Source organism: Lacrimispora sp., from assembly GCF_047605665.1.
Classification (GTDB): Bacteria; Bacillota; Clostridia; order Lachnospirales; family Lachnospiraceae; genus Lacrimispora.
Window position 1 is genome coordinate 1 of the sequence record NZ_JASGFH010000026.1, and the last position, 25907, is coordinate 25907.

Genomic DNA, 25907 nt, shown 5'->3' on the forward strand with positions numbered 1-25907 from the left:
TGCACTCTGATGCCCAGTTTGCAGGCTCTTCTTCTGTTCCGGCTCACGTGGAAATGATGGGTCTGATCGGTATGGGAAATAATCCTATGGTTGGAGCTACTGTTGCGGTTGCTGTAGGCATCGAAGAGTGTGCTGCAGCAGGCAAGTTTTAAAGAGACTTTATAAAATAAATTTATGGGAGCGTTGCAAAACAGGTGGAGAATCATCTGTGGAGCAGCGCTCCTTTTTGTTCTGATATGCAGAGGGCTGCTGCAAATTCGTTTCGAATTTTTGTTACAAATTTCAAATTTATTGACATTTTTTTCCAGAAATGATATCATTAAAGAATTCTGCGCCAAAAAGTGACAAAATAATCGGATTTGTCATCAGACGGGCAGAAAACACATCTGTGTGACGAATATTATGAGGACAAAAGTGGAGGAAGAGAGAATGAGCGACGAGAAAAAAACAGTGCCCAAGAAGAAAGGAAAAAGGTTGAAGAAAAGACTTACCGGTTCAACATCCATTAAGAAAAGGCTTTTAGCCAGTGTGATCGGTTTGTCAGTAGCCATAACCGTTCTTTGCGGAATTGCCAGTGCTGTCATTTCATACCGCGAGGCTTTGAGCAACATGAATACCCGGTTGAATGAGAATGCAGCCGCCTACTGTTCTTCTATTGAAAATGCCCTTGAAATATACAGAAGCCGGATATATACCATTTCCCAGGACCCTGTGGTAACCAATAGGAATGTTTCCGAGAAGAAGCGCAACGAGGCTTTTGCCGAATACTGTAAAAAGTACGGTTTCATCGAGTTGGATATTGCTGATGCGACAGGACGCTCCTCCGTTGGTTTGGATGTGAGCCAGAGTGACTTTTTCCAGGAAGCCATGGGAGGAAATACCTACATATCTTCTACGATGATCAGTCCCACTATCGGCAGAGTAGTTTTGATGATTTCTGCTCCTATTACCAGGGGCGGAGAGACGCAGATCGTTTATGCTGTTTTGGATGCTGAAGTATTTACTAAAATGATTGACACAGTATCGGTTGGAAAATCCGGCTATGGATTTATTACGGATAAGGCTGGAAAGATTATTGCCCATGAAAGCCATACCGTTGTAGTGTCTCAGACAAACTACATTGAAAAGGCCAAGGAGGATTCCTCTTATTCCGAACTGGCTGCCATGAGCCAGAAAATGATATCCGGCGAAACCGGCACGGACAATGTCCTTATCAACGGTGTGAAGCATGTTGTCAGCTATACACCTATTCCCAATACCAATGGCTGGGCCATCGGGGTTACAGCGAGATCGACTGAAATGTTGGGCGGATTTTATATTTCTATTGCCATCACAGCCGTAATGACTCTTTGCTTTATTGTTCTCTCCATTGTTGTTTCCGTGAGGATTTCCAAGCCTATTGTGGATCCGATTGTGTCTTTGGTGGGCAGAATTGAAGCGCTTGCAGAAGGAGATCTGCATACAGAGGTACCTCAGATCAACACTGCCGATGAGATAGGAACGCTGTCTAAATCCTTTACTACAACAGTGAACTTTTTAAAGACCATCATTGAGGAAATTTCCTATATCCTGTCTAACCTGGAGGAAGGAAATTGTAAGGTAGAAACGAGCCAGGAGTATTCCGGTGATTTCGTTGCCGTTAAAGATTCCTTAAACCAGATTGTGCAGAATTTAAACTCTGTGTTCAGCGTGATCAAGGATGCGTCCAATCAGGTGGCTTCCGGCTCTGATCAGATTTCCAGCGCTTCCCAGTCCCTCGCTTCCGGTGCATCAGAGCAGGCCTCCACAGTGGAGCAGCTCAATGCCTCCATCACCGAAGTGGCCCGCCAGGCGGGAGAAAATGCGGATAACGTTCGCAAGGCTACAGGCTACGTTTCTCAGGTTGATAAAGGAATCGAAAAAAGTAATGAGCGGATGAATGACTTGAATTCAGCTATGGGAGACATAGCTGCGTCTTCTAAAAGAATCACTTCTATCACAAAGGTCATTGAAGACATCGCCTTCCAGACCAATATTCTGGCTTTAAATGCTGCTATTGAAGCAGCACGGGCCGGAGAGGCCGGAAAGGGCTTTGCCGTTGTTGCCGATGAGGTGCGCAATCTTGCGGCTAAGTCTTCTGAGGCGGCAAAGGAAACGGCTGAACTGATCCAGCATTCTTCCGAGATGGTGTTAAGGGGAGAGACCATTGCCAGAGAAACGACTCAGATTCTTGGAACGATAGCAGAAGAGGCCAGACTGGCAGATCAGACTATCCAAAAGATCGAGGTGGCTTCCACAGACCAGGCTCAGGCCATCGAGCAGATCAACCAGGGCCTGTTCCAGGTATCCGCCGTTGTACAGACCAATGCGGCTACCGCTGAGGAGAGCTCTGCTTCCAGCGAAGAACTGGCTGCTCAGGCACTGGCATTGCAGCAGGAAGTGAATAAGTTTAAGCTGAAGGAAGAGGAAGCTTTGCCTGTATGGGAAGATAAGGCGGAAGAGGTAACCTGTGCTGTTGCGTTTGATTCTTCATTTGATTATGAGGAGAGTTCCTGGGATGCAGGGAAGTATTAAGGTTTGTGGCAATGCGCTTTTATAAAGTGTCTAATCCAGGCTTGACATGTATATAGGCCTATACAAAAATATCCAGAGACTGATGCGGGAGAATTTCTCCTTCAGCCTCTGGATATTTTTATTGAAAGAGGTTTTTGACTGCGGAGACAGCCATTTACCAGGTGATATTATGAAAGTATTGTGTTATACTATCTGCAAAAGGTGGTGAAAGCATGGATTTATTTATTCCAAAAGAAACTTTGGATATATTGTCCTACAAATCAGCATTGGGAAGAAGTTTAAAGCAAATTTCGTTACAGGCGACGCCTTTCGATGCGATATTAGAAGACGTTGCCAGATATAGAGCAAGTTATATTGATATATTAATACAGGAAAACTTGATTGGCTCCAGATTTAAAAGCGATGATTCTATTATGCGTAAATATGAAAAAACGATCAAAACTGGCGGTGGATTCAAGCAATGTTTTAACGACGTTCTTGGGTTCAGACTTCGATTTGATCAATACCCGGAAGAATACCCGGATTATTTTAGAGTTGTTGATTTACGAAAGGGAAAGAAGATAGATGATGGTTATCGCGCGATCCATCTGTATTATCAAAGGGATAATTTAGCCTATCCGATTGAGGTGCAGTTGTGGTGCGGAGAAGATTATTTATTTAATATATGGAGTCATCAATACGTTTACAAGTATAAAAGTGGTGAAATAGGACGAATACTTTATGAAGAGTATGCAAAAAAAGAAATTTGCAGCAAGCAGGAATTTTTGGAACGTTTGAAATATTGGGAAGGTGAATTGTATGGGAGATAAAAAGATATATATTGTAGCTAAAATTTTTGATAAACAGGGCTGTCTGGCCTATCAATGCAAGACAGTGAATGAGGCAAGGTGCCTTCCCGGAACACTGGAGGCATTGAGGGCTGATGGGGTGCAGATTGTTGTGCTGGATGATCCGGATATATATTCTGAATATGCCCCCTATTCTTACATAGAGGATATGAAGGAATTTATTGATAAAGTCAGCCAAATGAACCGTGTTGCATAAGTACGGAGCTGTTGCAAAAGCAGATCAATCATCTGCCAAAGCAGCAGCTCCGTTTTTATAACTTCTGCGGATCAACATTTTAGGTTGAATATTAATCTTTCTTTTAATATAATAAGATAAAGTTCAATTACAGAACAACATACATTCACAGGAGGCTATTATGAGAGATGAAACAAAATGCCTGCATGCCGGATACCATCCCGGAAATTCGGAGCCGCGGGTTGTACCCATTGTGCAAAGTACGACTTATGTTTATGATTCCACAGAAGAGGTTGCGGCGGTATTTGATCAGCCGATGAAATCTCTGATCTATTCACGCTTTGGTAATCCTACAGTCATGGCGGTAGAGGATAAAATCGCTGCATTGGAAGGCGGTGCGGGCGCCATGTGCACCACTTCAGGACAGGCCGCAACACTGCTGGCAATACTGAATATATGCAGTGCAGGGGATTCCATTATCAGCACCTCAGAAGTTTATGGCGGTACCATTAATCTGTTCTCATCAACTCTCAAAAAGCTGGGAATTGAATGTGTTTTTATCAATAAAAACGATTCCGACGAAGAAATTGGAAAGGCATTTCGCGAAAATACAAAGGCAGTGTTTGGAGAAACCATTGCAAATCCTGCTTTGACGGTTCTCGATATCGAGAGGTTTGCCCGCATTGCACATGAGCATCACGTTCCGCTTATTGTGGATAATACTTTTGCAACGCCGATTCTTTGTAAGCCCTTTGAATTTGGAGCTGATATTGTCATTCATTCCACTTCGAAATACATGGATGGACATGCCGTTCAGATTGGCGGTGTGATTGTGGACAGCGGCAAGTTTAACTGGGCAAACGGGAAATTCCCGGATTTGACGGAACCGGATGAGACTTACCACGGTATTTCCTACACCGAGACATACGGAGAAAAAGCATATATTATAAAGGCCAGAATGCAGCTGATGCGTGATTTTGGCGTATACCCTGCTGCCCATTCGGCATTTTTGCTCAATCTGGGTCTGGAAACTTTGGCAGTGAGAATGGAACGGTATTGCCAGAATGCAATGGAAGTTGCACACTATCTGGAGCGCTCTGATAAAGTTGAATCCGTGAATTATCCAGGTCTGGAAAATAACGAAGATCATGGGCTTGCGAAAAAGTATTTAAAAGGATGCAGCGGGGTTATTTCATTTATTATCAAAGGCGGAAAGGAAAATGCCATAAAGTTTATGGATTCCTTACAACTGGCCTCTAATGAAGTTCACGTAGCCGATATACGGACCTGTGTTCTTCATCCGGCGAGTGAAACACACAGGCAGCTTACGGACGAACAGCTGCGCGCTGCCGGTATATCCAGCGGAATGGTGCGGTTATCTGTAGGGTTGGAGAATATTGACGATATTATTGCTGATTTGGAGCATGGCCTTTCAAGCATTTAAAATAGTTAAGAGGCATATTGAATGCATAGAATTATTGATAAAGATCAGCATAAGTAAGAGGAGCTGCTTTGAAACAGCTCCTCTTTTAAAATGGAACAAATCCTGTGATCAAACAGGCCATTCAAAATCAAAATATTGCCAGTTGATAGAATATAAAGTATACTATAGGAATATAAAAACACATTCCCATAGTCGGAAGGACCGCAGTAAAAAGCACTGCCTTTTAACATAAATCTGAAAAGCGATTTCTGCTAAGTTATACCATGAACCAGATGAGAATAAACAGCTCTCAGAAATTATTTCACCAAATCCCCATATTCCGGATGCTTTTCAAACCACGCAACCGCATAGGAGCAGGTAGGAACAGCCTTTTTTCCCTGGGAACGAAGCTGTTTGGCGGCGGCCTCTAAAAGCTGCCCTGCAATACCCTGTCCTCTGAGGGAATCATCTACAAAGGTGTGATTGATATTGACCGTATTCTGGTCTACATCGGGGAAGGTGACCTCGGCCAGCAGATTATCATTGGAATCATAGAGCGCGATTTGGTTTGGATTATAAGTGAAGTTCATTATGATTTCCTCCTGTCTTTGTAATAAATGGATTATATCATTTATTTTATGGAGTATCAAGGAGGGATCAAAGACTGGATAAAACAGATAAAAGGAGAGTCAGGATATGAGCTATTTAAACGGAGTTACGGGTTACAGAAAGGACTTGCTGAATACCCGTTCCATCATAAAAAGAGGAAATTATGCGGTCATTGAGCCTGACGGTCTGGTGAAGAACACGATTCCTGGTTTTGAAAAATGCCAGGTGACCATACTCTCTTCCCCAAAACTGGGAGCTTCCTTTGTGGACTATCTGGTTGGAATTGAGCCGGAAGGGTATCATCATGAAGGCTTTGGGCAGCCGGGAGAGGAAGTCTTCTTTTACTTATTTGAAGGAAATGTAAAGGTATGGAATCAGGAGAAAGAGGAGGTGCTTAAAGACGGAGGATATATTTTCTGCCCGGAAGGCACAAAGCTCTTTTTCGAAAATATCGGTGATAAGCCTGCAAGAGGATTTCTCTATAAAAGAAAATACCGGAGAATTCCGGGGCATGAAGCTCATACGGTCATTGGAAACATCAACAGCGTTCCGGGAATCGCCTATGAGGGCATGGAGGATGTGATGGTAAAGGATTTCCTGCCTTCTGCCAAAGACTTGGGATTTGATATGAATTTCCACATCCTGTCCTTTAAACCGGGAGCCGGCCACGGCTATATCGAAACCCATGTCCAGGAACATGGGGCTTACATCTATTCCGGAGAAGGGATGTATGTGCTGGACAATGAGTGGATACCAGTCAAAAAGGGAGATTATCTCTTTATGGGAGCTTACTGTCCCCAGGCGGCTTACGGCGTAGGACGGGATGAGGAGTTTGCATACATTTATTCCAAGGACTGCAACCGGGATATGGATTTATAAAAACGGGGAATGCAGTGCTTCATCCCCCGTTGATACAGTTTATATAACGGTCATTTGCGACCTGCCAGCTCACTACGTGGAACCAGTCTTCTATATAGGCGGCCCGGTCAGTAAACCGCTTTAAGAAATAGGCGTGTTCCCAGACATCAATTCCTGCCACAACACAAAGGCCGTCGGTAATGGGAGTGTTCTGATTGGGTGTCATGACAATTCTCAGCCTGCCGCCCGGTTCCACCACCAGCCAGGCATACCCGGAGCCAAAGACAGCCAGGGCATAAGCCTTGAATTCGTCAAAAAACCGTTCCACCGACCCAAAGTCCCGTATAATAGCCGGATACAGGGCCTGTGCCTCGGTCCGGGTTTCAGAAGGGGTCATGCCGTAAAAATAAATCAGGTGATTATAAACGCCTCCGCCGTAATTGATAATTCCCTGCCGGACTGGATCAGGAAGCAGTGAAGGATCTCTCAGCAGCTCTTCCAAAGACAGGTTTTGAAGCTCCGGATAATTGTTTAAGATGGCATTTAGGTTTGCCACATATCTTTGTAATTGCCTGTCATGGTGAATGTACATGGTCTGGGTATCAATATAAGGCTCCAGTGCGTCGTAGGCGTATGGAAGAGGGGGATTCACAAATGGATAATGTTCATTCATAGATTGCGTTCCCGTTTCTATTATTTGTATATGTATATTCAGCGGGGGAAAATATATGATGGATAAGCCGGGACCAAAAAACACGGCAGCAGGAAAGTGCCATGCAGCATGGCTATAGGTTATGCCTATATCCAGTTCCTGTTTATAGATATTAACACTACTTTTTAAAATGGGATATAATACAAATCAGACAGATGTAAAACAAAAAAGACCCGGAAAAACAGGAGGAGATAAAATGGCTAAGAAAGTAAGAACAGAAAGAAATTTTAAATTTGAAACATTGCAGCTTCACGTAGGACAGGAGAGTCCGGACCCGGTTACAGATGCGAGGGCAGTTCCCATTTACCAGAGCGCTTCCTATGTGTTCCATAACTGCGACCACGCAGCAGCCAGATTTAACCTGACAGATGCAGGCAATATTTACGGAAGACTGACCAACCCCACCCAGGGCGTTTTTGAGCAGAGAATGGCAGCCTTAGAAGGTGGTTCAGCAGCTCTTGCAGTTGCTTCCGGCGCAGCGGCAGTTACATATTCCATCCAGAACCTCACAAAAAACGGAGATCACGTGGTAGCCGCTAAGAATATTTACGGAGGAACCTATAATTTACTGGAGCACACCCTTCCGGAGTACGGCGTGACCACCACCTTTGTAGACCCTTTTAACTATGAAGAGCTGGAAAATGCCATTCAGGAAAACACGAAGCTGGTTTTCATTGAAACCCTTGGAAACCCCAATTCCGATGTAGTTGACATTGAAAAGATCGCTGGAATCGCCCATGGGCATAAAATTCCGGTAATTATAGATAATACCTTTGGAACTCCTTATCTCATAAGACCTATTGAGTACGGAGCGGACATCGTGGTACATTCTGCCACCAAATTCATCGGAGGCCATGGAACCACCATCGGCGGAGTGATCGTGGAAAGCGGCAAATTTGACTGGGAGGCTTCCGGTAAATTCCCAGGTCTTACAGAGCCAAATCACAGCTATCATGGAGTCACCTTTACAAAGGCAGCAGGCCCGGCAGCATTTGTGACAAAAATCCGCGCCCTTCTCCTTCGTGATACAGGAGCCACTTTATCCCCGATTCATGCATTTACCTTCCTTCAGGGCCTGGAAACTCTGTCCCTGCGTGTGGAGCGCCACGTGGAAAATGCATTAAAGGTGGTGGAGTATTTGAAAAATCATCCCCAGGTTGAAACCGTGCACCATCCTTCTGTTTCCCAGGATGCTGAACAGCAGGAATTGTATAAGAAATACTTCCCGTCAGGAGGCGGTTCTATTTTCACCTTTGAAATCAAGGGAGATGCCAGAAAGGCAAAAGACTTTATCGACCAGCTTGAGCTGTTTTCCCTTCTGGCTAACGTTGCAGATGTGAAGTCCCTGGTCATTCATCCGGCTTCCACCACCCATTCCCAGATGACAGAGGAAGAGCTGGCAGGCTCAGGAATTAAGCCGAACACCATCCGCCTTTCCATAGGAACGGAAAACATTGCGGATATTATAGAAGATTTAGACGAAGCATTTAAGGCCGTCCAGTAAGTAAAGCGACTCATTTGACTGCGGGATCAAAAAATGGCTGCCATGGCTGTGGCAGCCGTTTTCCCATGGAAGGAGGAAGCCATGACATTACAGCAGCTTCGCTATGCCGTATGCATTGCAAATGAAAAATCCATGAACAAAGCAGCCTCCCGGCTCTTTATCACCCAGCCCAGCTTATCCAGCACCATCCGGGACCTGGAGGAAGAAATCGGCCTCCAGATATTTCTGCGTTCCAACAGAGGGATCGTGATCACTCCGGAGGGAGAAGAGTTTTTAGGATATGCGAGACAGATGCTGGAACAGTACCGGCTGCTGGAGGAGCGTTTTGTAAAAAAGGAAAAGTTCAAGAAGAAATTCAGCGTATCCACCCAGCATTACACCTTTGCGGTCCAGGCATTTATCGAGATGGCAAAGGAGTTTGGAATGGAGACCTTTGAGTTTGCAGTCCATGAGACAAAGACGTATGAAGTAGTGGAAAATGTGAAAAACCAGAAGAGTGAGCTTGGCATCCTGTACCTGGATGATTTCAACCAGAAAGCCATCCGGAAAATTCTTTCCGACAATGAACTGGAATTCATCGAATTGTTCCAGTGCGGAATTTACGTGTATTTATGGGAAGGAAATCCCCTTGCGGGGAAAGAACGGATCGAATTTGAAGACTTGAAGAACTACCCCTGTCTCTCCTTTGACCAGGGAACAAACAGCTCCTTTTACTTAGCCGAAGAGGTGTTCAGCACCTATGAATACAAGCAGATCATAAAGGCAAACGACAGAGCCACCATGCTCAATCTCATGGTGGGATTAAACGGCTACACCCTCTGTTCCGGAATCATCTGCGAGGATTTAAACGGAGACAAATACAGGGCAATTCCTCTTGACACCGAGGATAAAATGAGGATCGGCTACATTAAAAAGAAGAAAATGCCCTTGAGTATTCTGGGTGAAAAATATATAGAAGAATTGAAAAAATACCAGGAACGGGTTCTCTGAAACCTAAATGTAGTATTCAGGAGTGCTCTGTGCGTTATCTAAAATGTCCTGGAGAGTAATGCCGCTTAAATAATTGAGTATGACTTCGGAAAGCCCCTCCCAGATGGGAATGGTTAAGCATTCCGCCTTGCGGTGGCAGTCATTTGGCTCATTGTCCAGGCAGGCAACGGGGTTTAAGCTTCCCTCTGAACTCAGGAGAATCTCTGCAATGGTGATCTGGGAAGGCTGTTTGGACAGCATGTAGCCGCCCATATGGCCCCGGTAGGTAATGAGCAGACCGCTGCGGTTTAAAAACGGAACAATCTGCTCTAAATATTTTTTTGAAATGCCCTGTCTCTCGGAAATGTCCTTCAGCGCGATGAATTCCTGGTTGTAATGCTGGGCTAAATCGATCATCATCCGGAGAGAGTAGCGGCCGCGGGTTGATATTTTCATAAGTGCACCACCTTAACTGACATAATTATGGGTTAATACCTATTTTACCACAGGCAGAGTAGGTATTCAACTGGTGAATGGATTTCTTTTTGATAGGAATAAGCTATAACAGGCTATTGTTTTTTAGTAATAGCTCTACACGGCTTAAGGGTGATATCCTTATGAGGAATAAATGTTATAGTTCTGCATGGCCAAACTGTAACGATAAAATTGAGAAAGCGGTGAATGAATATGGAATACGGAATTTCTACAAGGTGTTTATACGGCAATGGAGAGGAGAATCAGGTTGACCGTTCGGGGGCGGTCAGCTTCCCCATCTATCAGTCGGCCACCTTTGCCCATAAAGGAGTCGGAGAGAGCACAGGCTATGATTACAGCCGTCTGCAAAACCCTACCAGGGAGCAGCTTGAAAAGGTAGTGGCTTCCTTAGAGTACGGCGTGGATGCCCTGGCATTTTCCAGCGGCATGGCAGCCATTACAGCGCTGATGGAGCTGTTTTCCCCTGGAGACCACATCATTACAGACTGTGATTTATACGGAGGAAGCATCCGTCTCTTTGACAATATCAGCAAAAAGAACGGGCTCACCTTCAGCTCAGTGGACTGTTCCCGCCAGGGACATGAGGAGTTTGAAAAGCTGATCAGCGAAAATACAAAGGCAATCTTTATCGAAACCCCGACCAACCCTATGATGAATGTCATAGACATTGAAAAGCTGGCGGAGACTGCAAAGAAATACAACTTACTTCTCATTGTGGACAACACCTTTTTATCCCCTTATTTCCAGAATCCTTTAAAGCTGGGGGCAGATGTGGTGGTTCACAGCGGGACCAAATATCTGGGAGGCCACAATGACACCATTGCAGGATTTCTGGTGACTTCTTCTCCGGAAATCGCAGAGAGGCTGAGATTTCTCATTAAGACAGTGGGCTCCGGACTGGCTCCTTTTGACAGCTGGCTCATTTTAAGGGGAATCAAAACCCTTGGAATCCGTATGGAACGGGCGGAGAAAAATGCGGGAAGGCTGGTGGAGTGGCTTTGTCAGGAAAAGAAGGTCACAAAGGTGTTTTATCCGGGAATCCCGTCAAGCAGAGGATATGAAATCTGTAAAAAGCAGGCCAGGGGCTTTGGCTGCATGGTGACATTTGAAGTGGAAACAAAGGAACTGGCCCACAGGATTTTAAAGGATGTCAGGCTGATTCATTTTGCGGAGAGTCTGGGAGGAGTGGAGACACTGATCACTTACCCCATCACCCAGACCCACGCCGATGTGCCAAAGGAAGTTCTGGCGGCAAACGGAGTGACGGACCGGATTCTGCGGCTTTCCGTAGGAATTGAAGATATAGAAGATCTTATAAAGGAATTGGAGCGTGTGTTTTATGTGTAAGAAAAATCACAATTTTGATGAAATCATTGACCGGAAGAATACGAGCTGTATCAAATATGACTTTGCTGTCCAAAGAGGAAAGCCGGAGAATATCCTCCCCCTGTGGGTGGCTGATATGGACTTTAAGGTGTCGGAAAAGGTTTTGGAGGCCATTCGTCAGCGGGTGGACCACGGCATATTCGGCTACAGTGAGTCGGGAGACGAGTACTTTGAAGCGATTCAGGGCTGGATGGAAAGAAAGCACGGCTGGGCCGTGGAACGGAACTGGCTGGTCAAGACTCCGGGAGTGGTCTATGCCCTGGCAATGGCGGTAAAGGCTTTTACAGAGCCCGGAGATGCCGTCCTCATTCAGCAGCCGGTATATTATCCTTTTGGCGAGGTCATTAAGGACAACGACAGGGTCATTGTGGACAGCTCCCTGGTTCTGGGTGAAGACGGAAAGTATCACATGGATTTTGAGGATTTTGAAAAGAAGGCAGAGGAGAATCATGTGAAGCTGTTTCTGTTATGCAATCCCCACAATCCGGTGGGAAGGGTCTGGAGCAGGGAGGAGCTGGAGCGCCTGGGAGAAATCTGCATACGAAAAGACATCATCATTGTCAGCGATGAGATACATCAGGACTTTGTGCTTCAGGGAAAACACCAGGTATTTGCGGATATAAGCAGGGAACTGCGGGACAGGACCGTTACGTGTACGGCTCCCAGTAAGACCTTTAACCTGGCCGGACTTCAGGTTTCCAATATTTTTATTTCCAATCCCAAACTGAGAGCCAGATTCCGCAAGCAGATGTCCGCTTCCGGCTACAGCCAGTTAAATGTCTTAGGCCTTACAGCCTGTGAGGCTGCATACCGGTACGGCGGGGAGTGGCATGATCAGCTTATGGAATATTTAAAGGCAAATCTCTCTTATGTAAGGGAATACTTAAAAGAAAAGATCGGCAAAATCAAGCTGATTGAACCGGAAGGCACTTATCTGGTCTGGCTGGATTTTAAGGAGCTGGGTCTGACGGAAGAGGAGAGAGAGGACTTGATTGTCAACAAGGCAGGGCTCTGGCTGGACAGCGGTGCCATGTTCGGGCCTGCGGGAGAAGGCTTTGAACGAATCAACATCGCCTGCACACGGTCCACTCTGGAACTGGCTTTACAGAAGCTGGAACAGGCTGTAAATGCTTTGTAAAAGATTTTCATAAATAAAGTATTGACACATTTCGTATGATGTATTAATATAAATATATCATATAAACCTATTAAACATATAGGAAATGAGAGAATGGTCAAACAGGAAAGAGCGGGTGCCATTCGGGCAGCCGCTTCTTGCCATATCATTTCCTGTAAAATAAAAAAATATATAAGCGGAGGTAAGGAATATGGGAAAGATCAAAGAAAGCGCAATAGAACTGATTGGAGGAACACCGTTACTGAAGTTAAACCGCTACAGTGAAGTGGAAGGAATTGAAGGAGTTACCCTTTTAGCGAAACTGGAATACTTAAATCCGGCTGGCTCTGTAAAGGACAGAATCTCTCTTGCCATGATTGCAGATGCAGAAGAAAAGGGGATTTTAAAGCCCGGAGCGACCATCATTGAGCCAACTTCCGGAAATACGGGAATCGGCCTGGCTGCCGTAGCCGCTGCCAAGGGCTACCGCACCGTTTTGACTCTTCCGGATACCATGAGTGTGGAGCGCAGAAATTTATTAAAGGCTTACGGCGCAGAACTGGAGCTGACCGAGGGAGCAAAGGGCATGAGAGGTGCCATTGAAAGAGCGGAAGAGCTGAAAGAGACCATACCCGGTGCCGTTATCTTAGGACAGTTTGATAACCCTGCCAACCCCAAGGTGCACAAAGAAACCACCGGCCCGGAGATTTGGGACCAGACCGACGGAAATGTGGATATTTTTGTGGCAGGCGTTGGAACAGGCGGAACCATCACAGGTGTTGGAGAATACTTAAAAGAGAAGAATCCGGGAGTTAAAATCGTAGCAGTGGAGCCGGCAAGCAGTCCTATACTTTCCGGAGGAAAGCCAGGACCTCATAAGATTCAGGGAATCGGTGCAGGTTTTGTACCGGCCGTGTTGAATACCGGAATTTACGATGAAATCATCACCGTTGAAAATGATGATGCTTTTAAAGAAGGAAAGACATTTGCAGTAACAGAGGGAATTTTGGTTGGAATTTCTTCCGGAGCCGCCTTAAGGGCTGCAAAGCAGTTGGCAGAAAGACCGGAAAACAAGGGAAAAACCATTGTGGTCCTGCTGCCGGATTCCGGTGACAGATATTTGTCAACCCCCTTATTTGGCTAAATGTCCGTCCTGACAGGTGATTGTATGATACAGAGAAACAGGCTTGTAAGCCAATTTAAAAAGATGGTGGAGTTTGATTCCGAAACCTACCAGGAACGGGAAATCGCCGATTATCTGACGAAAGAGCTGGAGCAGCTTGGATTTTTGGTACGGGAAGATGATGCAGGGCTTCAACTGAAAGAGAAGATACCTTCCTACGGTGACGCCGTTCCCACGGGAAACTTATACGGATTCTTAAAAGGAAACAGGGATTCTGAGCCCATATTGCTGTCAGCCCATATGGATACGGTAAAGCCGGGCATTGGGAAGCGGGCAGTTGAAGATGAAAACGGAAGGATTACCTCGGAAGGAGATACCATACTGGGGTCTGATGACCTTTCGGGAATTGCCGCTATCCTGGAAGCAGTGAGAGTGATCCGGGAAAACAATCTTCCTCATCCGGATATTGAGGTACTGTTTCCTGTTGCAGAAGAAAATTACGGAAAGGGCAGCCAGCTTGCCGATTACTCTAAAATTAAATCAAAACAGGCATACGTGTTTGATTTAAGCGGAGAAATCGGCCTGGCCGCTACAGCCGCGCCCACTCTGCTTTCCTTTGAGATCAAAGTGAAGGGGAAAAATGCCCATGCAGGTTTTTGCCCCCAGCTTGGAATCAATGCCATTGAAATCGCAGCCAGGGCTATCGCACAATTAAAGCAGGGCTGGGTGGATGAAGAAACCACTGTAAATATCGGAAAAATCAGCGGCGGGAAACAGACCAACATTGTTTCCGACGAGTGTGTGGTATTGGGAGAAATCCGCAGTTTAAAAGACAGTAAGGCAATGGAGCAGTGGAACAAGGTCAGAAAGGCCTTTGAAGAAATGGCTTTGGACTTTAAGGGAAGCTGCGAAATTCTCTTTGAAAAGCAGATCGAGGCTTATGAAATAGGTGATGAAGAGGAAGTGGTCAGACGTTTTAAAGAGGTGTGCGCTTCTTTAGGACTGAAGGGAACGACCCAGTATACCCTGGGAGGAAGCGATAACAATCACTTTGTCCGAAACGGAATAAGGGGAATCGTGGTTTCCTGCGGAATGAATGAAGTTCATACGCCTGATGAATACACCACTGCAGAGGAGCTTGAGCGGAGCGCCCGCCTGGCCCTTGGACTTTTGACCTGGGAATGAAATAGAGAATAAAAGAAAAACGTGCTGTAAAATCCTTTATGCCGCTTGTATTTTGGCATTGGATTTTACGGCACGTTTTTTCGAATAACAGGTATGGAAAGGAAGGGTATATATTGACAATGGCATACTGATATGCTAGTATGTAAATGACAGCGTTGATGGTTTTAACGATGAAATGCCAGCCGGAAACGGCAATCATATACAATATAATTTAAGGAGGTTTCACCGATATGAAGATGACATTTAGATGGTTTGGAGAAAACGATGACAGTGTTTCCTTAAAGCAGATCCGCCAGATTCCTGGCTGTTCAGGTCTGATGGGCGTGCTGACCCAGTATGCAGCAGGAGAGGTATGGCCTCTGGAGGTAATCCAGGAATATGTAAAACAGGTTCATGATGCAGGGCTGGAAGTGGAAGTGATTGAAAGTGTTAACGTGCATGAAGACATTAAGATGGGTCTTCCTTCCCGTGACAAGTATATTGAAAATTATATCACTACCATCCGCAACCTGGCTCAGTGCGGCGTTAAAGTGATCGTTTATAACTTTATGCCTGTATTTGACTGGCTGAGAACAGATCTGGCTCATGATATTGAAGACGGTTCCAATGTGTTATATTATGATGATGCAGAGCTTCAGGGCATGACTCCCTTAAAGCTGGTTGAAAATACCACAAAAAATTCCAAGGGATTTTCTCTTCCTGGCTGGGAGCCGGAGCGTTTGAGGGAACTGGAAGGCGTTCTGGAAATTTATAAGAATATTTCCGCTGATCAGTTGAGAGAGAATTATAAATATTTCCTTGAGAAAGTGATTCCGGTTTGTGAGGAACTGGGAATCCGCATGGCAGTTCATCCCGATGATCCGGCATGGCCTATCTTCGGACTGCCAAGAATTGCTCATTCTCAGGAGGATTTTGACAAGATCATCAATCTGGTGGACAGCCGTGCCAACGCGCTTTGCTTATGTACAGGCTCTCTTGGCTCCAATCCGGCCAATAACATTCCGGAGATCATCCGCCACTTTGGAGAGCTGGACCGCATTGCCTGCGCTCATGTGCGCAATGTGAAGTTCCTGGGAGAGAAGAAGTTCAGGGAAGCTTCCCACCTTTCTTCTGACGGAGATTTAGACATGTTTGAAATCATGAAAGCGCTTCATGACACAAAATTTGATGGATATGTCCGTCCGGACCATGGCCGCATGATCTGGGGAGAAGAAGCCAGACCGGGTTATGGACTTTATGACAGGGCACTGGGAATCATGTATTTGAATGGAATCTGGGAGTCCTTGGAGAAAATGAATAAGTAATAGAAATACAGGGGTGCTGTCTGATAGCAATAGTGGTTATCGGGCGGCATCCTGTTTTTATTTATTTGGGTTGTTTGGTTCCTGGCGTTTTTCCTTTTCAAATTCCAGCTTATATGCTATTATAAAACATATCTTTAGATCATTTTTCTGAGTATTTTAATTATTTTCTATAAAATCATTTTTAAAATCCCATAACGTGTTACCCCTTTCTCAAAGCAATCATCCCTGTATTCCCTTCTTGCAACAGAGTGTATGGAATGCTATAATTTCCATATAACAGACTGTTGTTGAATTTTGAAATACAGACTCCATAATCTCCATTGGTGATGCTCTGCGGAAAGCATATTGCAGCAGGACATCTCAAAAGGACTTCCTGTTGTTTATGATAAATATAATAACAGAAGTACAAAAGGAGGTTTTGCCTGTGGAGGTAAGTCTTGAAAGGGCCATGCGCATATCCGGCTTAAATGCCCAATATGACAGACATGCCAAAAATCTGTTGTCGCAAAAAATTGTTTTAGCTTATATTCTCGTAAATGCAGTTTCTGAATTTGCAGGTTTGGAACCGGAAGACGTTATACCCCTTATTGAAGGGGACCCGGAAGTATCAATGATTCCTGTTAATCCGGGAGAAACGAACAGCCCGGAGGAAGAGAAAAGCGGGGCGTTGAGAGAGATTGCATCGGCTATTGACGGATGCAGTACAGAAAGCGGGATTCCTTACGAAGGCAGGATCACCTATGATGTCCGTTTCTTTGTGCGGGTTCCGGGAAAAGAGGAAAAGGTCAAAATTATTGTGGACCTGGAAGCCCAGAAGAACTTTTATCCGGGTTATGATCTCGTTACGAGAGGGGTTTTTTATACTTCCCGTATGATTTCTGCCCAGTTGGATACGGAATTTGTCATACCCCATTATAATGATATTAAGAAGGTGTATTCCATCTGGATATGCATGAATTCACCACAGAAGGCCAGAAACACCATTACGGAGTTTTGCATGGAGAAAAGGAATATTGTAGGGAACTCCGGTGATTTAGGCAGATATGATTTACTCAGTGTCATTATGGTGGGATTGCCGGAAAAACTGACGGAAGAAGGTCGGGAATTAAAGCTGCACAGGCTTTTGGGAACGTTATTTTCAGACCGGATGCCTGTTGACAGGAAAAAGGAAATCTTATCCCAGGAATTTGGGATTTCCATGACACTGGATTGGGAAAGGAGTGTTAATATTATGTGTAATTTGAGTGAGGCTATTGAGGAGAGGGGAATAGAAAAAGGGATAAAAACAGGACTGGAGAAGGGGATAGAATCAGGGGTAAAGGCTTTGATTGAAACGTGTATGGAACTTGATGTTTCCAGAGAGGATACCTTGATTCGGCTGGTACAAAAATTTTCAATGACAAAGGAAAATGCAGAGAGATATTTAAATCAGTATTGGAATAAGGTATAAGGCCTTGTCATACTGCTGGCTGTATACATTGATACGGTAAAGAAAAAGAAATCTTAAAACTTCAGACAGGCAGCCCCGGAAATGAACGGGCTGCCTGTTTTTTCTTATAAACCGTTATAAATTGACGTTTGAGTACAAATTTGATAATATTTACTGAAGAGCGTATGGTATGATGAACCATATAGAAATGGAGTTGAGCAAATGCAGAAAAATACATCTCAGTCAAGGCCTCTTTCAGAAAAAACAGCGGAGAGAATCAGGCAATATATTGAAGAAAATGGATTAAAGATTGGCGATAAATTACCCAATGAGTTTCAATTAGCCGAAATTTGCGGCGTGGGAAGAAGCACCATTCGGGAGGCTGTTAAAATTCTGGTATTTGAGCAGTATGTTGAAATCGTGAGAGGCAGCGGCACCTTTGTTTCAGAACCAATAAGCATTCAGGAAGACCCTATGGGGCTCACCAAATTTAAAAATGATTTTAAGACTGCGCTTAACTTTTTTGAAGTACGTCTGATGCTGGAACCGGAAATAGCTTCTCTGGCAGCGGCCAATGCGACCTATGAGGACTGCCAGAAGTTACTGGAGCTCTGTGAGGCTGTCGAACAATTGATTTCAAAGGGGGAATCCCATCTTGATGCAGATGTGGCCTTTCACAATCAGATCGCAGTCTGCAGCAAGAATAATATTGCGAGCAATGTGATGGAAGTTGTAACAAAAGGAGTGTCTTATTTTGTTATGGCTACAGGAAACAGCCTTGCCCATGAGACTTATATCTATCACCGGAAAATTGCAGAATCCATTGTAGCAGGAGATTCGGTTGGGGCGAGGTGTCATATGATCACCCATTTAAACGGTCCCAGAAGCCTGATATTAAAGAAGCTGGAAAATGGGGAAGAGGCTTGATCACAGCCAAGACGTAAGATGATTTAAAAGACATCAGACATAAAAAGTGAAAAAGAGAAAGACATCAGACGTATATAACAAAATCTGATGTCTTTTTTTGTGGCTTTTTACTAAAAATTAAAGAAATATTGACTTATCAATAGGTATATGATAATATGACACATAAGACGTCTTACTAATATTAAGTAAAAATAAGGAAATACCCATGCAAAGAAGAAACCGCCCTATGAACCGATGCAGGATTGATGGGCGGAGGTTTACAAAAGCTTTAAAAGGAGGCAAGGATGAATCATTTATTTGACATTTCAGGCAAAAAGGCAGTCGTGACAGGAGGCAGCCAGGGCTTGGGAAGAGGCATGGCGGAAGCTTTGCTGGAAAGCGGATGCGAGGTAGTTCTGATCGCTCACAGCGGGGAAGTCATGAAGGTGGCAGAAGAGTACAGGAATAAGGGATATCAGTGCCACGGAGTTCAGGGCGATTTTTCCAAACGGGAAGACGTTTATTCCTCTTTTGAAGAAGCTTTAAAACTTCTGGGAACCATCGATATTCTGGTCACTGCCGCCGGAATTCAAAGACGCCATTCAGCAGAGGATTTTCCCATAGAAGACTGGGATGCGGTTATGAGAGTGAATCTGGATGCAGTCTTTATCCAGTGTCAGCTGGCCGGAAGGATCATGCTGAAAAAGGGATATGGCAAGATCATTAACATCGCTTCCATGATAAGCTTTTTCGGAGGACAGACTATCCCTGCCTATGCGGCAGCCAAGGGCGGAGTGGCTCAGTTGACGAAAGAACTGACCAATGACTGGGCGGGCAGAGGTGTCTGTGTCAATGCAATTGCACCGGGTTATATGGCAACGGAAATGAACACAAAAATCATGGAAGATACAGTTCGAAACGAACAGATTTCCAACAGAATCCCCATGGGAAGATGGGGAAAACCCGCCGATATGAAGGGGGCAACCATCTTTTTGGCATCGCCTGCCAGTGATTACATCAGCGGTGCAATCCTGCCGGTTGACGGCGGTTATCTTATTAAATAAAAGGAGAATGAAGTGATGAAAAAAGGTAAATTAGTTTTAGCAGGAATGTGTATGGCGTTGGCTTTGGGAATGATGACAGGCTGTTCTCAGGCGCAGAAAAGTGAATCTGCCCAGACATCTGCAGAAAAAGCAGCAGACGGTGCAGGAGAAAACAAAGATTCTTCTGATGGAAAAGTAGTGATTGGAGTATCCACAAAGACCAATACAAATCCATTTAATATAGAAGTGGCAGATGCCATCAGCAAGGCGGTAAAAGAAGGGGATGAGGTCATTTTTACCGATGCCCAGCAGAATCAGGCCAAGCAGATCAACGATGTGGAAGATTTAATACAGCAGGGCTGTAATGTCATTTTAATTGCTCCTGTTGACTGGCAGGGAACCAGAGGAATGCTTGAGGCCTGCCAGCGCGCGGGAGTACATGCCATCATCATAGATCAGAATATACCGGAAGAAGATGCAAAGATCGCTTCTGCTGTCGTGTGCTCCGATAATTACAATGCAGGAAAGCTCTGCGCAGAAGACCTGGTGAAAAAGTTAGACGGAAAAGGGGAAATAGTCATCTATGAAAGCTCCATCTCAAAGGCCGGACTGGACCGCGTTTCCGGATTTGAAGATTACATAGCCGATTACCCTGAAATCAAGGTTGTAAACAGACAGGATGGATTGGGACAGATTGAAGCCTCTCTTCCGGTTATGGAGAACATGCTTCAGGCCAATCCTGACATTGCCGGAGTATTTGCATTCAACGACCCTGCTGCCATTGGCTGCATTGCTGCCATTGAAAGCGCAAATAAAATCGGAGACATTCTGGTATACGGTGTGGACGGTTCCGAGCAGGGAAGAAAGATGGTCGTTGATAAGAAACTGGAAGGAACAGCCGCACAGTTTCCAAGTGAAATAGGCAAGCAGGCAGTGGAAACAGCCTATAAGCTGATGAACGGAGAAATCGTAGAAAAGTTAAACTTAATTCCGGTCAAATTCATCAATATTGAAAATGTAAACCAGTAATCTGGCTGCAGTTTGGCCGTGTATGCCGACGTTTCTTCTGTAGCACGGCCAAACTGCAACGCAGCTTTTATAGGAAGGGAATGCACAAATGGAATATGTACTGGAAATGCAGAATATCTGCAAAAGCTTTCCTGGAGTTGTTGCGCTGGATGGGGCAGAACTGAAAGTGAGAAAAGGGGAAGTCCATGCTCTGATGGGAGAAAACGGAGCCGGAAAGTCCACGCTCATTAAGGTTTTGGGCGGCATCTACCACGCGGAAAAAGGCGATATCTATATTGATGGAAAAAAGGTGACCGTTGATTCGGTGATCCAGGCGGAGCGCTTGGGAATCAGCATCATCCATCAGGAGATCAGCCTGGTAAACAACATGACCATAGCAGAAAATATTTATCTGGGAAGAGAACCTCAGGGAAAATCCGGCTTATACAGCGGCAGGCAGACCGTAAAACAGGCAAGAGAAATCTTAAAGGAAATGAACCTGGAAAGCCTGGACCCTGAAAGGTTGGTGGGGACCCTCAGCATTGCCCAGATGCAGATGGTTGAAATCGTGCGGGCTGTTTCAAAAGACCCCAAGATCATTGTCATGGACGAGCCTACGGCCTCTCTGACGGACAGGGAAGTTGACAGTTTGTTTGCCTGCATTGAGAAACTGAAAAAGAAAGGCGTTGCCATTATCTATGTTTCACACAGGATGAATGAAGTGTTCCACATTTCCGATATGGTAACTGTGTTCCGGGACAGCAAGTATATCGGAACAAAGGCAATCGGAGAAACAACTCCTGACGACATCATTAAAATGATGGTGGGCAGGGAGCTGACGGATTTATACGCCGGGGAAATCCAGTACGGCACCACGGATATTTTTGAAGTCAAAAATTTAAAGAATAAGTATTTAAAGGATGTGAGCTTTGCTGTAAAAAAAGGCGAGGTGTTCGGCATTTCCGGTCTGGTGGGAGCAAGGCGGACAGAGCTCGCCCGTGCCATATTCGGAATTGATAAGCTGGACTCAGGAACCATACTTCTGGAAGGAAAGAAGGTCAATCCAAGGAATACCAAGGAGGCTATAGAAAGAGGAATATCCCTGGTTCCGGAAGACAGAAAAAAAGAAGGGCTGATTTTGGCCCAGACAGTGAAATTCAATATGTCCATAGCAGTCCTGGATAAATTTATTCACGGTGTGAATGAGAATCAGAAGGCTGAGGAAGCCTTTGTGGAAGAAAACATCAAGCTGCTTTCCATTAAAACGCCTGGAACCGGACAGACTGTAAAAAACTTAAGCGGAGGAAACCAGCAAAAGGTGGTCATTTCAAAATGGCTGGCAACCAAACCCAGGGTGCTGATCTTAGATGAGCCCACAAGGGGAGTGGATGTGGGTGCAAAGGCTGAAATTTACGGAGTCATCAATGACATAGCAAAACAGGGTGTTGCAGTGATTATGATATCATCGGACTTGCCGGAGGTCATTAACATGAGCAGCCGTATTGCCGTCATGCATGAAGGCAGGCTGGTAAAGATCCTGGATTCAAAAACAGATGATATCACACAGACAAATATTATGTTTTATGCAACGGGAGGAAAAAAATAATGGCCGCTAAAACTATTTTTATTAATATAGAAAACAAAATGCAGAAGGTACCTGTTCTTAAGCCGGTCGTTAATTTTGTAAAGCACAATATGGCTACGATCATCGCATTTTTCGTCATGTCACTTGGGCTGGCTATTAAATCCCCGGCATTTTTAAATGTAGATAATATGGTAAACGTGCTCCGGCAGGTCTCCATCAATGCCATACTCGCCATTGGAATCACCTACACCCTGATCACCATTGGCGTGGACTTATCCATAGGCTCTACCGTTGCCATGAGCGGCGTGCTGGCCGTAGCCATGTCCAGCTCTCTTGGCGTCAATGTGTGGGTCGCCATTTTATGCGGCATTTTGTTAGGCGCAATTGCCGGATTTTTCAACGGATTCGTCATTTCCAGAACCGGAATGCCGCCGTTTATCGTAACCCTGGCAACGCAATTGAGCATCAGGGGAATCGCGTATGTGATCACAGGCGGAAAGCCCATCACCTCCACGGACAACGTATTGAATTACATAGGAAACGGCTATCTTTTTAATATCCCTGTACCTGTAATCATCATGGCTGTTGTAGCCGCTGTTGCCGCCGTAATATTAAATAAAACAAAGTTTGGCCGCCATATGTATGCCACAGGCGGAAATAAGGAAGCGGCCATTTATTCCGGAATCAATGTTAAAAACGTTCAATTATCCGTATACGTGATCTGCGGAATCCTGGCAGCGATCTCCGGAATTATTTTAGCTGCCCGGTTGTATTCCGGCCAGCCCACAGTAGGGGTTGGCTATGAGGGAGATGCTGTGGCAGCAACTGTCGTAGGCGGAACCAGTTTCAGCGGAGGCGTGGGAACCATTGGCGGCGTTATGCTGGGCTCTCTGGTGATCGGTGTCTTAAATAATGGAATGAACCTGCTGAAGATTCCGTATTATTACCAGTTAGTTGTAAAAGGCCTTGTTATCTTACTGGCTGTATACATTGATACGGCGAAGAAAAAGAAATCTTAAAACTTCAAACAGGCAGCCCCAAATCAAAGGGACCGCCTGTTTTTTTGTGTATCCGGAATGTAAGATTCCGGTAAATATATTAGGTTGAGCCGGCAGAGAAGTCATTCAGGGCAACTCCGCCGACTTAGTGGAAACATATGTATAGCAGCGCTCTGACCGCCAAGTGGGTTTCTCTATGTTTATGATATGATTATACCGGGGAAATATGAAGGAATTTTGACCAGGTTCTAAAGAAATTATGAAATCAATGAAGAAAATGTGACAAAAATTGGAATTGTAACCGCATGGATATTGCGGATACTATCGTAATAACAGTAAATTATCAATAAGAGAAACAGGGATTGATTATTCACATAAAGTATGGTATCTCTATATTTAGTTAGTTTGATCTAACTTGTGAAAATGATGAATGATCAGCCATAAAATATAAATCATAAAAAGCAAATCAGGATGATGGAGGTAAAGACATGTCACTTGAAAGGAAATTGATTGAATATTGCTCACCCACATTGGCTTCACTGAAAACGGCAAATCTGTTCAACCATTCCTTTTCGTCGGAGGAAGAACTGGAAAAGCAGCTTGCAGAGCTGAACAGCCTGTTGAGGAAAAAGGGGATTTTTCTTCAGGTTCTGTTTAAAAAAGAAAATAAGGCGCTTATCTATGTTTTCCGCAAATCCCGCCTGCAGGCAGAGTTAAACCGGCCGGCCGTAAAGCGTTTTCTCAGTAAATACGGATATGAGCATATGGATGTGGACTACGGACTGAACCGGCTCAGTGAGAGACTGGGAGAAGACGGGGCATTTCCCCACGAGATCGGCATATTTTTAGGATATCCTTTAGGTGATGTGGTGGGCTTTATCCAGAATGCGGGAAAGAACTGCAAGTGCCTGGGCTGCTGGAAGGTATACTGCAATGAGTGTGAGGCGAGAAAAACCTTTGCCAGATACCAGAAATGCAGGGCAGTTTATTCCAGGCTCTGGAATGACGGAAGAAGCGTCATACAGCTTACGGTGGCAGCATAAAAGAAAAAACCTGATTTCAATGAAGAAATCAGGTTTTTATTTTTATGACCTATCCGGGAATCGAACCCGGGTTTCCGCCGTGAGAGGGCGGCGTCTTGACCGCTTGACCAATAGGCCTTTCCTTGTCATCGCTGACAACTTCATTATAATATCACAGGAATTGACATTTGTCTACTTCTTTTTTCGTAAAATAAAAAATAATCTGCGGCCATAATTGTCAAAAACAGAGGTCTTATGATATACTTCTCCATAAGCAGAAGGGAGACGGTGAAATGGACTTGAAGAAACGGGAAATCCAATACGATTATTTACGGACCCTGGCAGTTTTTGCAATTATCATGGTACATGCCATTCCTTCAGAAACCTTAAATTCCAGGCAATGGCTGTTTTCTGCTGCTCTCATGCCGGTGCTTCTGGCCTTTGTGGGCATTTTTTTCATGATCAGCGGCATGTTCTTTTTAAAGACAGGGACAGAGAATATTCTTTTATTTTATAAAAAACGGTTCCATTCCATAGTCATTCCCTTTGTATGCTACAGCGGAATTTATTACTGGTATTACAATGTATATTTAAGCCAGGAGAAAACCGGAATTTTTGAACATTTATCCCGGTTTATAAAAGCGTTTATAACAGGAACCATACCCATGGCTCCCCATATGTGGTTTATGTACGTGATCATATCCTTATACCTTTGCACGCCGTTTCTAGCCCGCATGGCAAATGCCATGAGCGATAAGGACTTAAAGCTGTTTCTGGTTTTGATGATTTTTGTCCAGGGGATGTGCACCTACCTTCCTTCTCTGGGGTTGGAGGTGGGGGAGAGTTTTCAGTATGTCATATTTAAAGGCTGGCTCATTTATTTTATGCTGGGTTATGGCTGGAAGCGGCTTTATGGCGGAAGGTCCTGTCTGCCCTTTGCCGTACTGGGGCTTGCAGGCTTTGGAGTGACCATGTTCCAGAAGATTGCCACGCCCTATTTTACGCCGGGAATTCACGACATTGCCCCTTCTATGATGGCAATGGCCTTGTCCATCTTTGTGTTTTTTGAAACCTTTGGAAATGTAAAAGTCCCTGTCCTCACCCGGTTTGCTGGCTTTGTCAGCCGCTATAGCTATTCCATTTACCTGATTCATTACCTGGTTTTGGGGCAGCTCGCCAGGGGGCTGGTGGAAAAGACCGTTATCCGCCATTATTACGTGCCTAAAATCTTTTGTGAAACAGCCGTCACATTTTTGATTTCTCTGGCAGCGGCCTGGATTCTTGACAGCACGGTCATAAAGGTATTAAAAAGGGTGTCGGGAAGATGGTTTTTCGGAAAGAAAGACAGGGAAAGGAGAAACTGATATGGCAGGAAAGAACAGTTGTGAAGACTGTATTTACTATAATTATAATGAAGAATATGAATACTACGAATGCGAGATCAATTTAGATGAAGATGAACTGATGGGATTTTTAAGCAATTCCCATTACATCTGCCCTCATTTCCGTTTTGGAAATGAATATTCGGTGGTCAAAAAACAGATGTAGGGAAAAATCCCTTCATTCCCCCATAAAAAGGGAGGAGCCGGTGTTCCTCCAGAGAACACCGGCAATTATGAAAAAAATTTTTCTTATCTCAAAGTATGTTGGCAACA

The 25907-nt window shown here is 44.7% G+C and carries 25 protein-coding genes and 1 tRNA gene; 22 read left to right on the forward strand and 4 right to left on the reverse strand.

Annotated elements, in window-relative coordinates:
• From QM657_RS17600 to QM657_RS17620, 5 genes are all read left to right on the forward strand, one after another.
• The coding region (locus tag QM657_RS17600) for a GGGtGRT protein (RefSeq protein WP_415068061.1) at positions 1-152 on the forward strand (152 nt) is incomplete at its 5' end.
• Positions 153-429: 277 nt separating this feature from the next.
• The gene (locus QM657_RS17605; protein WP_415068008.1) at positions 430-2553 is read left to right on the forward strand and encodes a methyl-accepting chemotaxis protein; all 2124 of its coding nucleotides are present in this window, start codon (positions 430-432) and stop codon (positions 2551-2553) included.
• Between the two features lie 212 nt (positions 2554-2765).
• The gene (locus QM657_RS17610; protein ID WP_415068009.1) at positions 2766-3362 is read left to right on the forward strand and encodes a hypothetical protein; all 597 of its coding nucleotides are present in this window, start codon (positions 2766-2768) and stop codon (positions 3360-3362) included.
• Positions 3352-3597 (forward strand): DUF6718 family protein, encoded by a 246-nt coding sequence (locus tag QM657_RS17615; protein ID WP_415068010.1) that lies wholly within the window; start codon positions 3352-3354, stop codon positions 3595-3597. The genes QM657_RS17610 and QM657_RS17615 overlap by 11 nt, the downstream gene beginning before the upstream one ends.
• 160 nt (positions 3598-3757) lie before the next feature.
• Positions 3758-5020, forward strand: coding sequence for an O-acetylhomoserine aminocarboxypropyltransferase/cysteine synthase family protein (locus QM657_RS17620; RefSeq protein ID WP_415068011.1), 1263 nt, complete (start codon positions 3758-3760; stop codon positions 5018-5020).
• Between the two features lie 296 nt (positions 5021-5316).
• Here QM657_RS17620 and QM657_RS17625 read toward each other — a convergent pair whose 3' ends face one another.
• A complete protein-coding gene (locus tag QM657_RS17625; protein WP_415068012.1) occupies positions 5317-5589 on the reverse strand; it encodes a GNAT family N-acetyltransferase in 273 nt (90 codons plus the stop codon).
• 106 nt (positions 5590-5695) lie between these two features.
• Between QM657_RS17625 and allE the strand changes: the two genes are divergently transcribed.
• Complete coding sequence (allE, locus tag QM657_RS17630) at positions 5696-6487, forward strand: (S)-ureidoglycine aminohydrolase (protein WP_415068013.1); 792 nt, start codon at positions 5696-5698, stop codon at positions 6485-6487.
• A gap of 19 nt (positions 6488-6506) precedes the next feature.
• Here allE and QM657_RS17635 read toward each other — a convergent pair whose 3' ends face one another.
• A complete protein-coding gene (locus QM657_RS17635) occupies positions 6507-7139 on the reverse strand; it encodes a superoxide dismutase (RefSeq protein WP_415068014.1) in 633 nt (210 codons plus the stop codon).
• A 235-nt stretch (positions 7140-7374) separates the two neighbouring features.
• On the opposite strand from QM657_RS17635, the gene QM657_RS17640 reads away from it, so the two are divergent.
• Both QM657_RS17640 and QM657_RS17645 read left to right on the forward strand, forming a co-directional pair.
• Positions 7375-8682, forward strand: a complete 1308-nt coding sequence (locus QM657_RS17640; RefSeq protein WP_415068015.1) for an O-acetylhomoserine aminocarboxypropyltransferase/cysteine synthase family protein — start codon at positions 7375-7377, stop codon at positions 8680-8682.
• Between the two features lie 81 nt (positions 8683-8763).
• On the forward strand, positions 8764-9672 hold the full coding sequence (locus QM657_RS17645; protein ID WP_415068016.1) for a LysR family transcriptional regulator: 909 nt from the start codon (positions 8764-8766) through the stop codon (positions 9670-9672).
• Between the two features lie 3 nt (positions 9673-9675).
• Here QM657_RS17645 and QM657_RS17650 read toward each other — a convergent pair whose 3' ends face one another.
• Positions 9676-10107, reverse strand: a complete 432-nt coding sequence (locus QM657_RS17650; protein WP_415068017.1) for an RrF2 family transcriptional regulator — start codon at positions 10105-10107, stop codon at positions 9676-9678.
• A gap of 231 nt (positions 10108-10338) precedes the next feature.
• Between QM657_RS17650 and QM657_RS17655 the strand changes: the two genes are divergently transcribed.
• The 12 genes from QM657_RS17655 to QM657_RS17710 all read left to right on the forward strand — a co-directional run bounded on the left by QM657_RS17655 (position 10339) and on the right by QM657_RS17710 (position 24273).
• On the forward strand, positions 10339-11493 hold the full coding sequence (locus QM657_RS17655; protein ID WP_415068018.1) for a trans-sulfuration enzyme family protein: 1155 nt from the start codon (positions 10339-10341) through the stop codon (positions 11491-11493).
• Positions 11486-12670, forward strand: coding sequence for a MalY/PatB family protein (locus QM657_RS17660; RefSeq protein ID WP_415068019.1), 1185 nt, complete (start codon positions 11486-11488; stop codon positions 12668-12670). Before QM657_RS17655 ends, QM657_RS17660 begins: the two co-directional genes overlap by 8 nt.
• A 190-nt stretch (positions 12671-12860) precedes the next feature.
• Positions 12861-13793 (forward strand): cysteine synthase A, encoded by a 933-nt coding sequence (cysK, locus tag QM657_RS17665; RefSeq protein ID WP_415068020.1) that lies wholly within the window; start codon positions 12861-12863, stop codon positions 13791-13793.
• Between the two features lie 24 nt (positions 13794-13817).
• Positions 13818-14957, forward strand: coding sequence for a M20/M25/M40 family metallo-hydrolase (locus QM657_RS17670; protein WP_415068021.1), 1140 nt, complete (start codon positions 13818-13820; stop codon positions 14955-14957).
• A 230-nt stretch (positions 14958-15187) separates the two neighbouring features.
• Positions 15188-16261 (forward strand): mannonate dehydratase, encoded by a 1074-nt coding sequence (gene uxuA / locus QM657_RS17675; protein WP_415068022.1) that lies wholly within the window; start codon positions 15188-15190, stop codon positions 16259-16261.
• A gap of 424 nt (positions 16262-16685) precedes the next feature.
• Positions 16686-17711: a hypothetical protein gene (locus tag QM657_RS17680; protein ID WP_415068023.1), complete on the forward strand. Its 1026-nt coding sequence runs from the start codon at positions 16686-16688 to the stop codon at positions 17709-17711.
• A gap of 201 nt (positions 17712-17912) precedes the next feature.
• Positions 17913-18617 carry a FadR/GntR family transcriptional regulator gene (locus tag QM657_RS17685; protein ID WP_415068024.1) on the forward strand — a complete coding sequence of 235 codons (705 nt, stop codon included), beginning with the start codon at positions 17913-17915 and terminating at the stop codon, positions 18615-18617.
• Positions 18618-18901: 284 nt separating this feature from the next.
• Positions 18902-19660 carry an SDR family oxidoreductase gene (locus tag QM657_RS17690; RefSeq protein ID WP_415068025.1) on the forward strand — a complete coding sequence of 253 codons (759 nt, stop codon included), beginning with the start codon at positions 18902-18904 and terminating at the stop codon, positions 19658-19660.
• A 15-nt stretch (positions 19661-19675) separates the two neighbouring features.
• The gene (locus tag QM657_RS17695; protein ID WP_415068026.1) at positions 19676-20668 is read left to right on the forward strand and encodes a sugar ABC transporter substrate-binding protein; all 993 of its coding nucleotides are present in this window, start codon (positions 19676-19678) and stop codon (positions 20666-20668) included.
• Positions 20669-20756: 88 nt separating this feature from the next.
• Positions 20757-22253 carry a sugar ABC transporter ATP-binding protein gene (locus QM657_RS17700; RefSeq protein ID WP_415068027.1) on the forward strand — a complete coding sequence of 499 codons (1497 nt, stop codon included), beginning with the start codon at positions 20757-20759 and terminating at the stop codon, positions 22251-22253.
• Positions 22254-22291: 38 nt separating this feature from the next.
• Positions 22292-23251: an ABC transporter permease gene (locus QM657_RS17705; RefSeq protein WP_415068028.1), complete on the forward strand. Its 960-nt coding sequence runs from the start codon at positions 22292-22294 to the stop codon at positions 23249-23251.
• 467 nt (positions 23252-23718) lie between these two features.
• On the forward strand, positions 23719-24273 hold the full coding sequence (locus QM657_RS17710; RefSeq protein ID WP_415068029.1) for a DUF3793 family protein: 555 nt from the start codon (positions 23719-23721) through the stop codon (positions 24271-24273).
• Between the two features lie 45 nt (positions 24274-24318).
• On the opposite strand, the gene QM657_RS17715 is transcribed toward QM657_RS17710, so the two are convergent.
• Positions 24319-24390, reverse strand: a tRNA-Glu gene (locus tag QM657_RS17715).
• A gap of 155 nt (positions 24391-24545) precedes the next feature.
• On the opposite strand from QM657_RS17715, the gene QM657_RS17720 reads away from it, so the two are divergent.
• Complete coding sequence (locus QM657_RS17720) at positions 24546-25616, forward strand: acyltransferase (RefSeq protein WP_415068030.1); 1071 nt, start codon at positions 24546-24548, stop codon at positions 25614-25616.
• Between the two features lies 1 nt (position 25617).
• Positions 25618-25800, forward strand: coding sequence for a DUF6472 family protein (locus QM657_RS17725; protein ID WP_415068031.1), 183 nt, complete (start codon positions 25618-25620; stop codon positions 25798-25800).
• Positions 25801-25907 lie beyond the last annotated feature (107 nt).

Bases quoted from the DNA above. Each gene is read 5' to 3' on its own strand.
- QM657_RS17690 (WP_415068025.1), top strand. From the start codon at position 18,902: ATGAATCATTTATTTGACATTTCAGGCAAAAAGGCAGTCGTGACAGGA.
- allE (WP_415068013.1), top strand. From the start codon at position 5,696: ATGAGCTATTTAAACGGAGTTACGGGTTACAGAAAGGACTTGCTGAAT.
- QM657_RS17635 (WP_415068014.1), bottom strand. From the start codon at position 7,139: ATGAATGAACATTATCCATTTGTGAATCCCCCTCTTCCATACGCCTAC.
- QM657_RS17640 (WP_415068015.1), top strand. From the start codon at position 7,375: ATGGCTAAGAAAGTAAGAACAGAAAGAAATTTTAAATTTGAAACATTG.
- QM657_RS17720 (WP_415068030.1), top strand. From the start codon at position 24,546: ATGGACTTGAAGAAACGGGAAATCCAATACGATTATTTACGGACCCTG.
- QM657_RS17705 (WP_415068028.1), top strand. From the start codon at position 22,292: ATGCAGAAGGTACCTGTTCTTAAGCCGGTCGTTAATTTTGTAAAGCAC.
- QM657_RS17710 (WP_415068029.1), top strand. From the start codon at position 23,719: ATGTCACTTGAAAGGAAATTGATTGAATATTGCTCACCCACATTGGCT.
- QM657_RS17610 (WP_415068009.1), top strand. From the start codon at position 2,766: ATGGATTTATTTATTCCAAAAGAAACTTTGGATATATTGTCCTACAAA.
- QM657_RS17620 (WP_415068011.1), top strand. From the start codon at position 3,758: ATGAGAGATGAAACAAAATGCCTGCATGCCGGATACCATCCCGGAAAT.
- QM657_RS17695 (WP_415068026.1), top strand. From the start codon at position 19,676: ATGAAAAAAGGTAAATTAGTTTTAGCAGGAATGTGTATGGCGTTGGCT.
- QM657_RS17625 (WP_415068012.1), bottom strand. From the start codon at position 5,589: ATGAACTTCACTTATAATCCAAACCAAATCGCGCTCTATGATTCCAAT.
- QM657_RS17615 (WP_415068010.1), top strand. From the start codon at position 3,352: ATGGGAGATAAAAAGATATATATTGTAGCTAAAATTTTTGATAAACAG.
- uxuA (WP_415068022.1), top strand. From the start codon at position 15,188: ATGAAGATGACATTTAGATGGTTTGGAGAAAACGATGACAGTGTTTCC.
- QM657_RS17650 (WP_415068017.1), bottom strand. From the start codon at position 10,107: ATGAAAATATCAACCCGCGGCCGCTACTCTCTCCGGATGATGATCGAT.
- QM657_RS17685 (WP_415068024.1), top strand. From the start codon at position 17,913: ATGCAGAAAAATACATCTCAGTCAAGGCCTCTTTCAGAAAAAACAGCG.
- QM657_RS17655 (WP_415068018.1), top strand. From the start codon at position 10,339: ATGGAATACGGAATTTCTACAAGGTGTTTATACGGCAATGGAGAGGAG.
- QM657_RS17725 (WP_415068031.1), top strand. From the start codon at position 25,618: ATGGCAGGAAAGAACAGTTGTGAAGACTGTATTTACTATAATTATAAT.
- QM657_RS17670 (WP_415068021.1), top strand. From the start codon at position 13,818: ATGATACAGAGAAACAGGCTTGTAAGCCAATTTAAAAAGATGGTGGAG.
- QM657_RS17660 (WP_415068019.1), top strand. From the start codon at position 11,486: ATGTGTAAGAAAAATCACAATTTTGATGAAATCATTGACCGGAAGAAT.
- QM657_RS17645 (WP_415068016.1), top strand. From the start codon at position 8,764: ATGACATTACAGCAGCTTCGCTATGCCGTATGCATTGCAAATGAAAAA.
- cysK (WP_415068020.1), top strand. From the start codon at position 12,861: ATGGGAAAGATCAAAGAAAGCGCAATAGAACTGATTGGAGGAACACCG.
- QM657_RS17700 (WP_415068027.1), top strand. From the start codon at position 20,757: ATGGAATATGTACTGGAAATGCAGAATATCTGCAAAAGCTTTCCTGGA.
- QM657_RS17605 (WP_415068008.1), top strand. From the start codon at position 430: ATGAGCGACGAGAAAAAAACAGTGCCCAAGAAGAAAGGAAAAAGGTTG.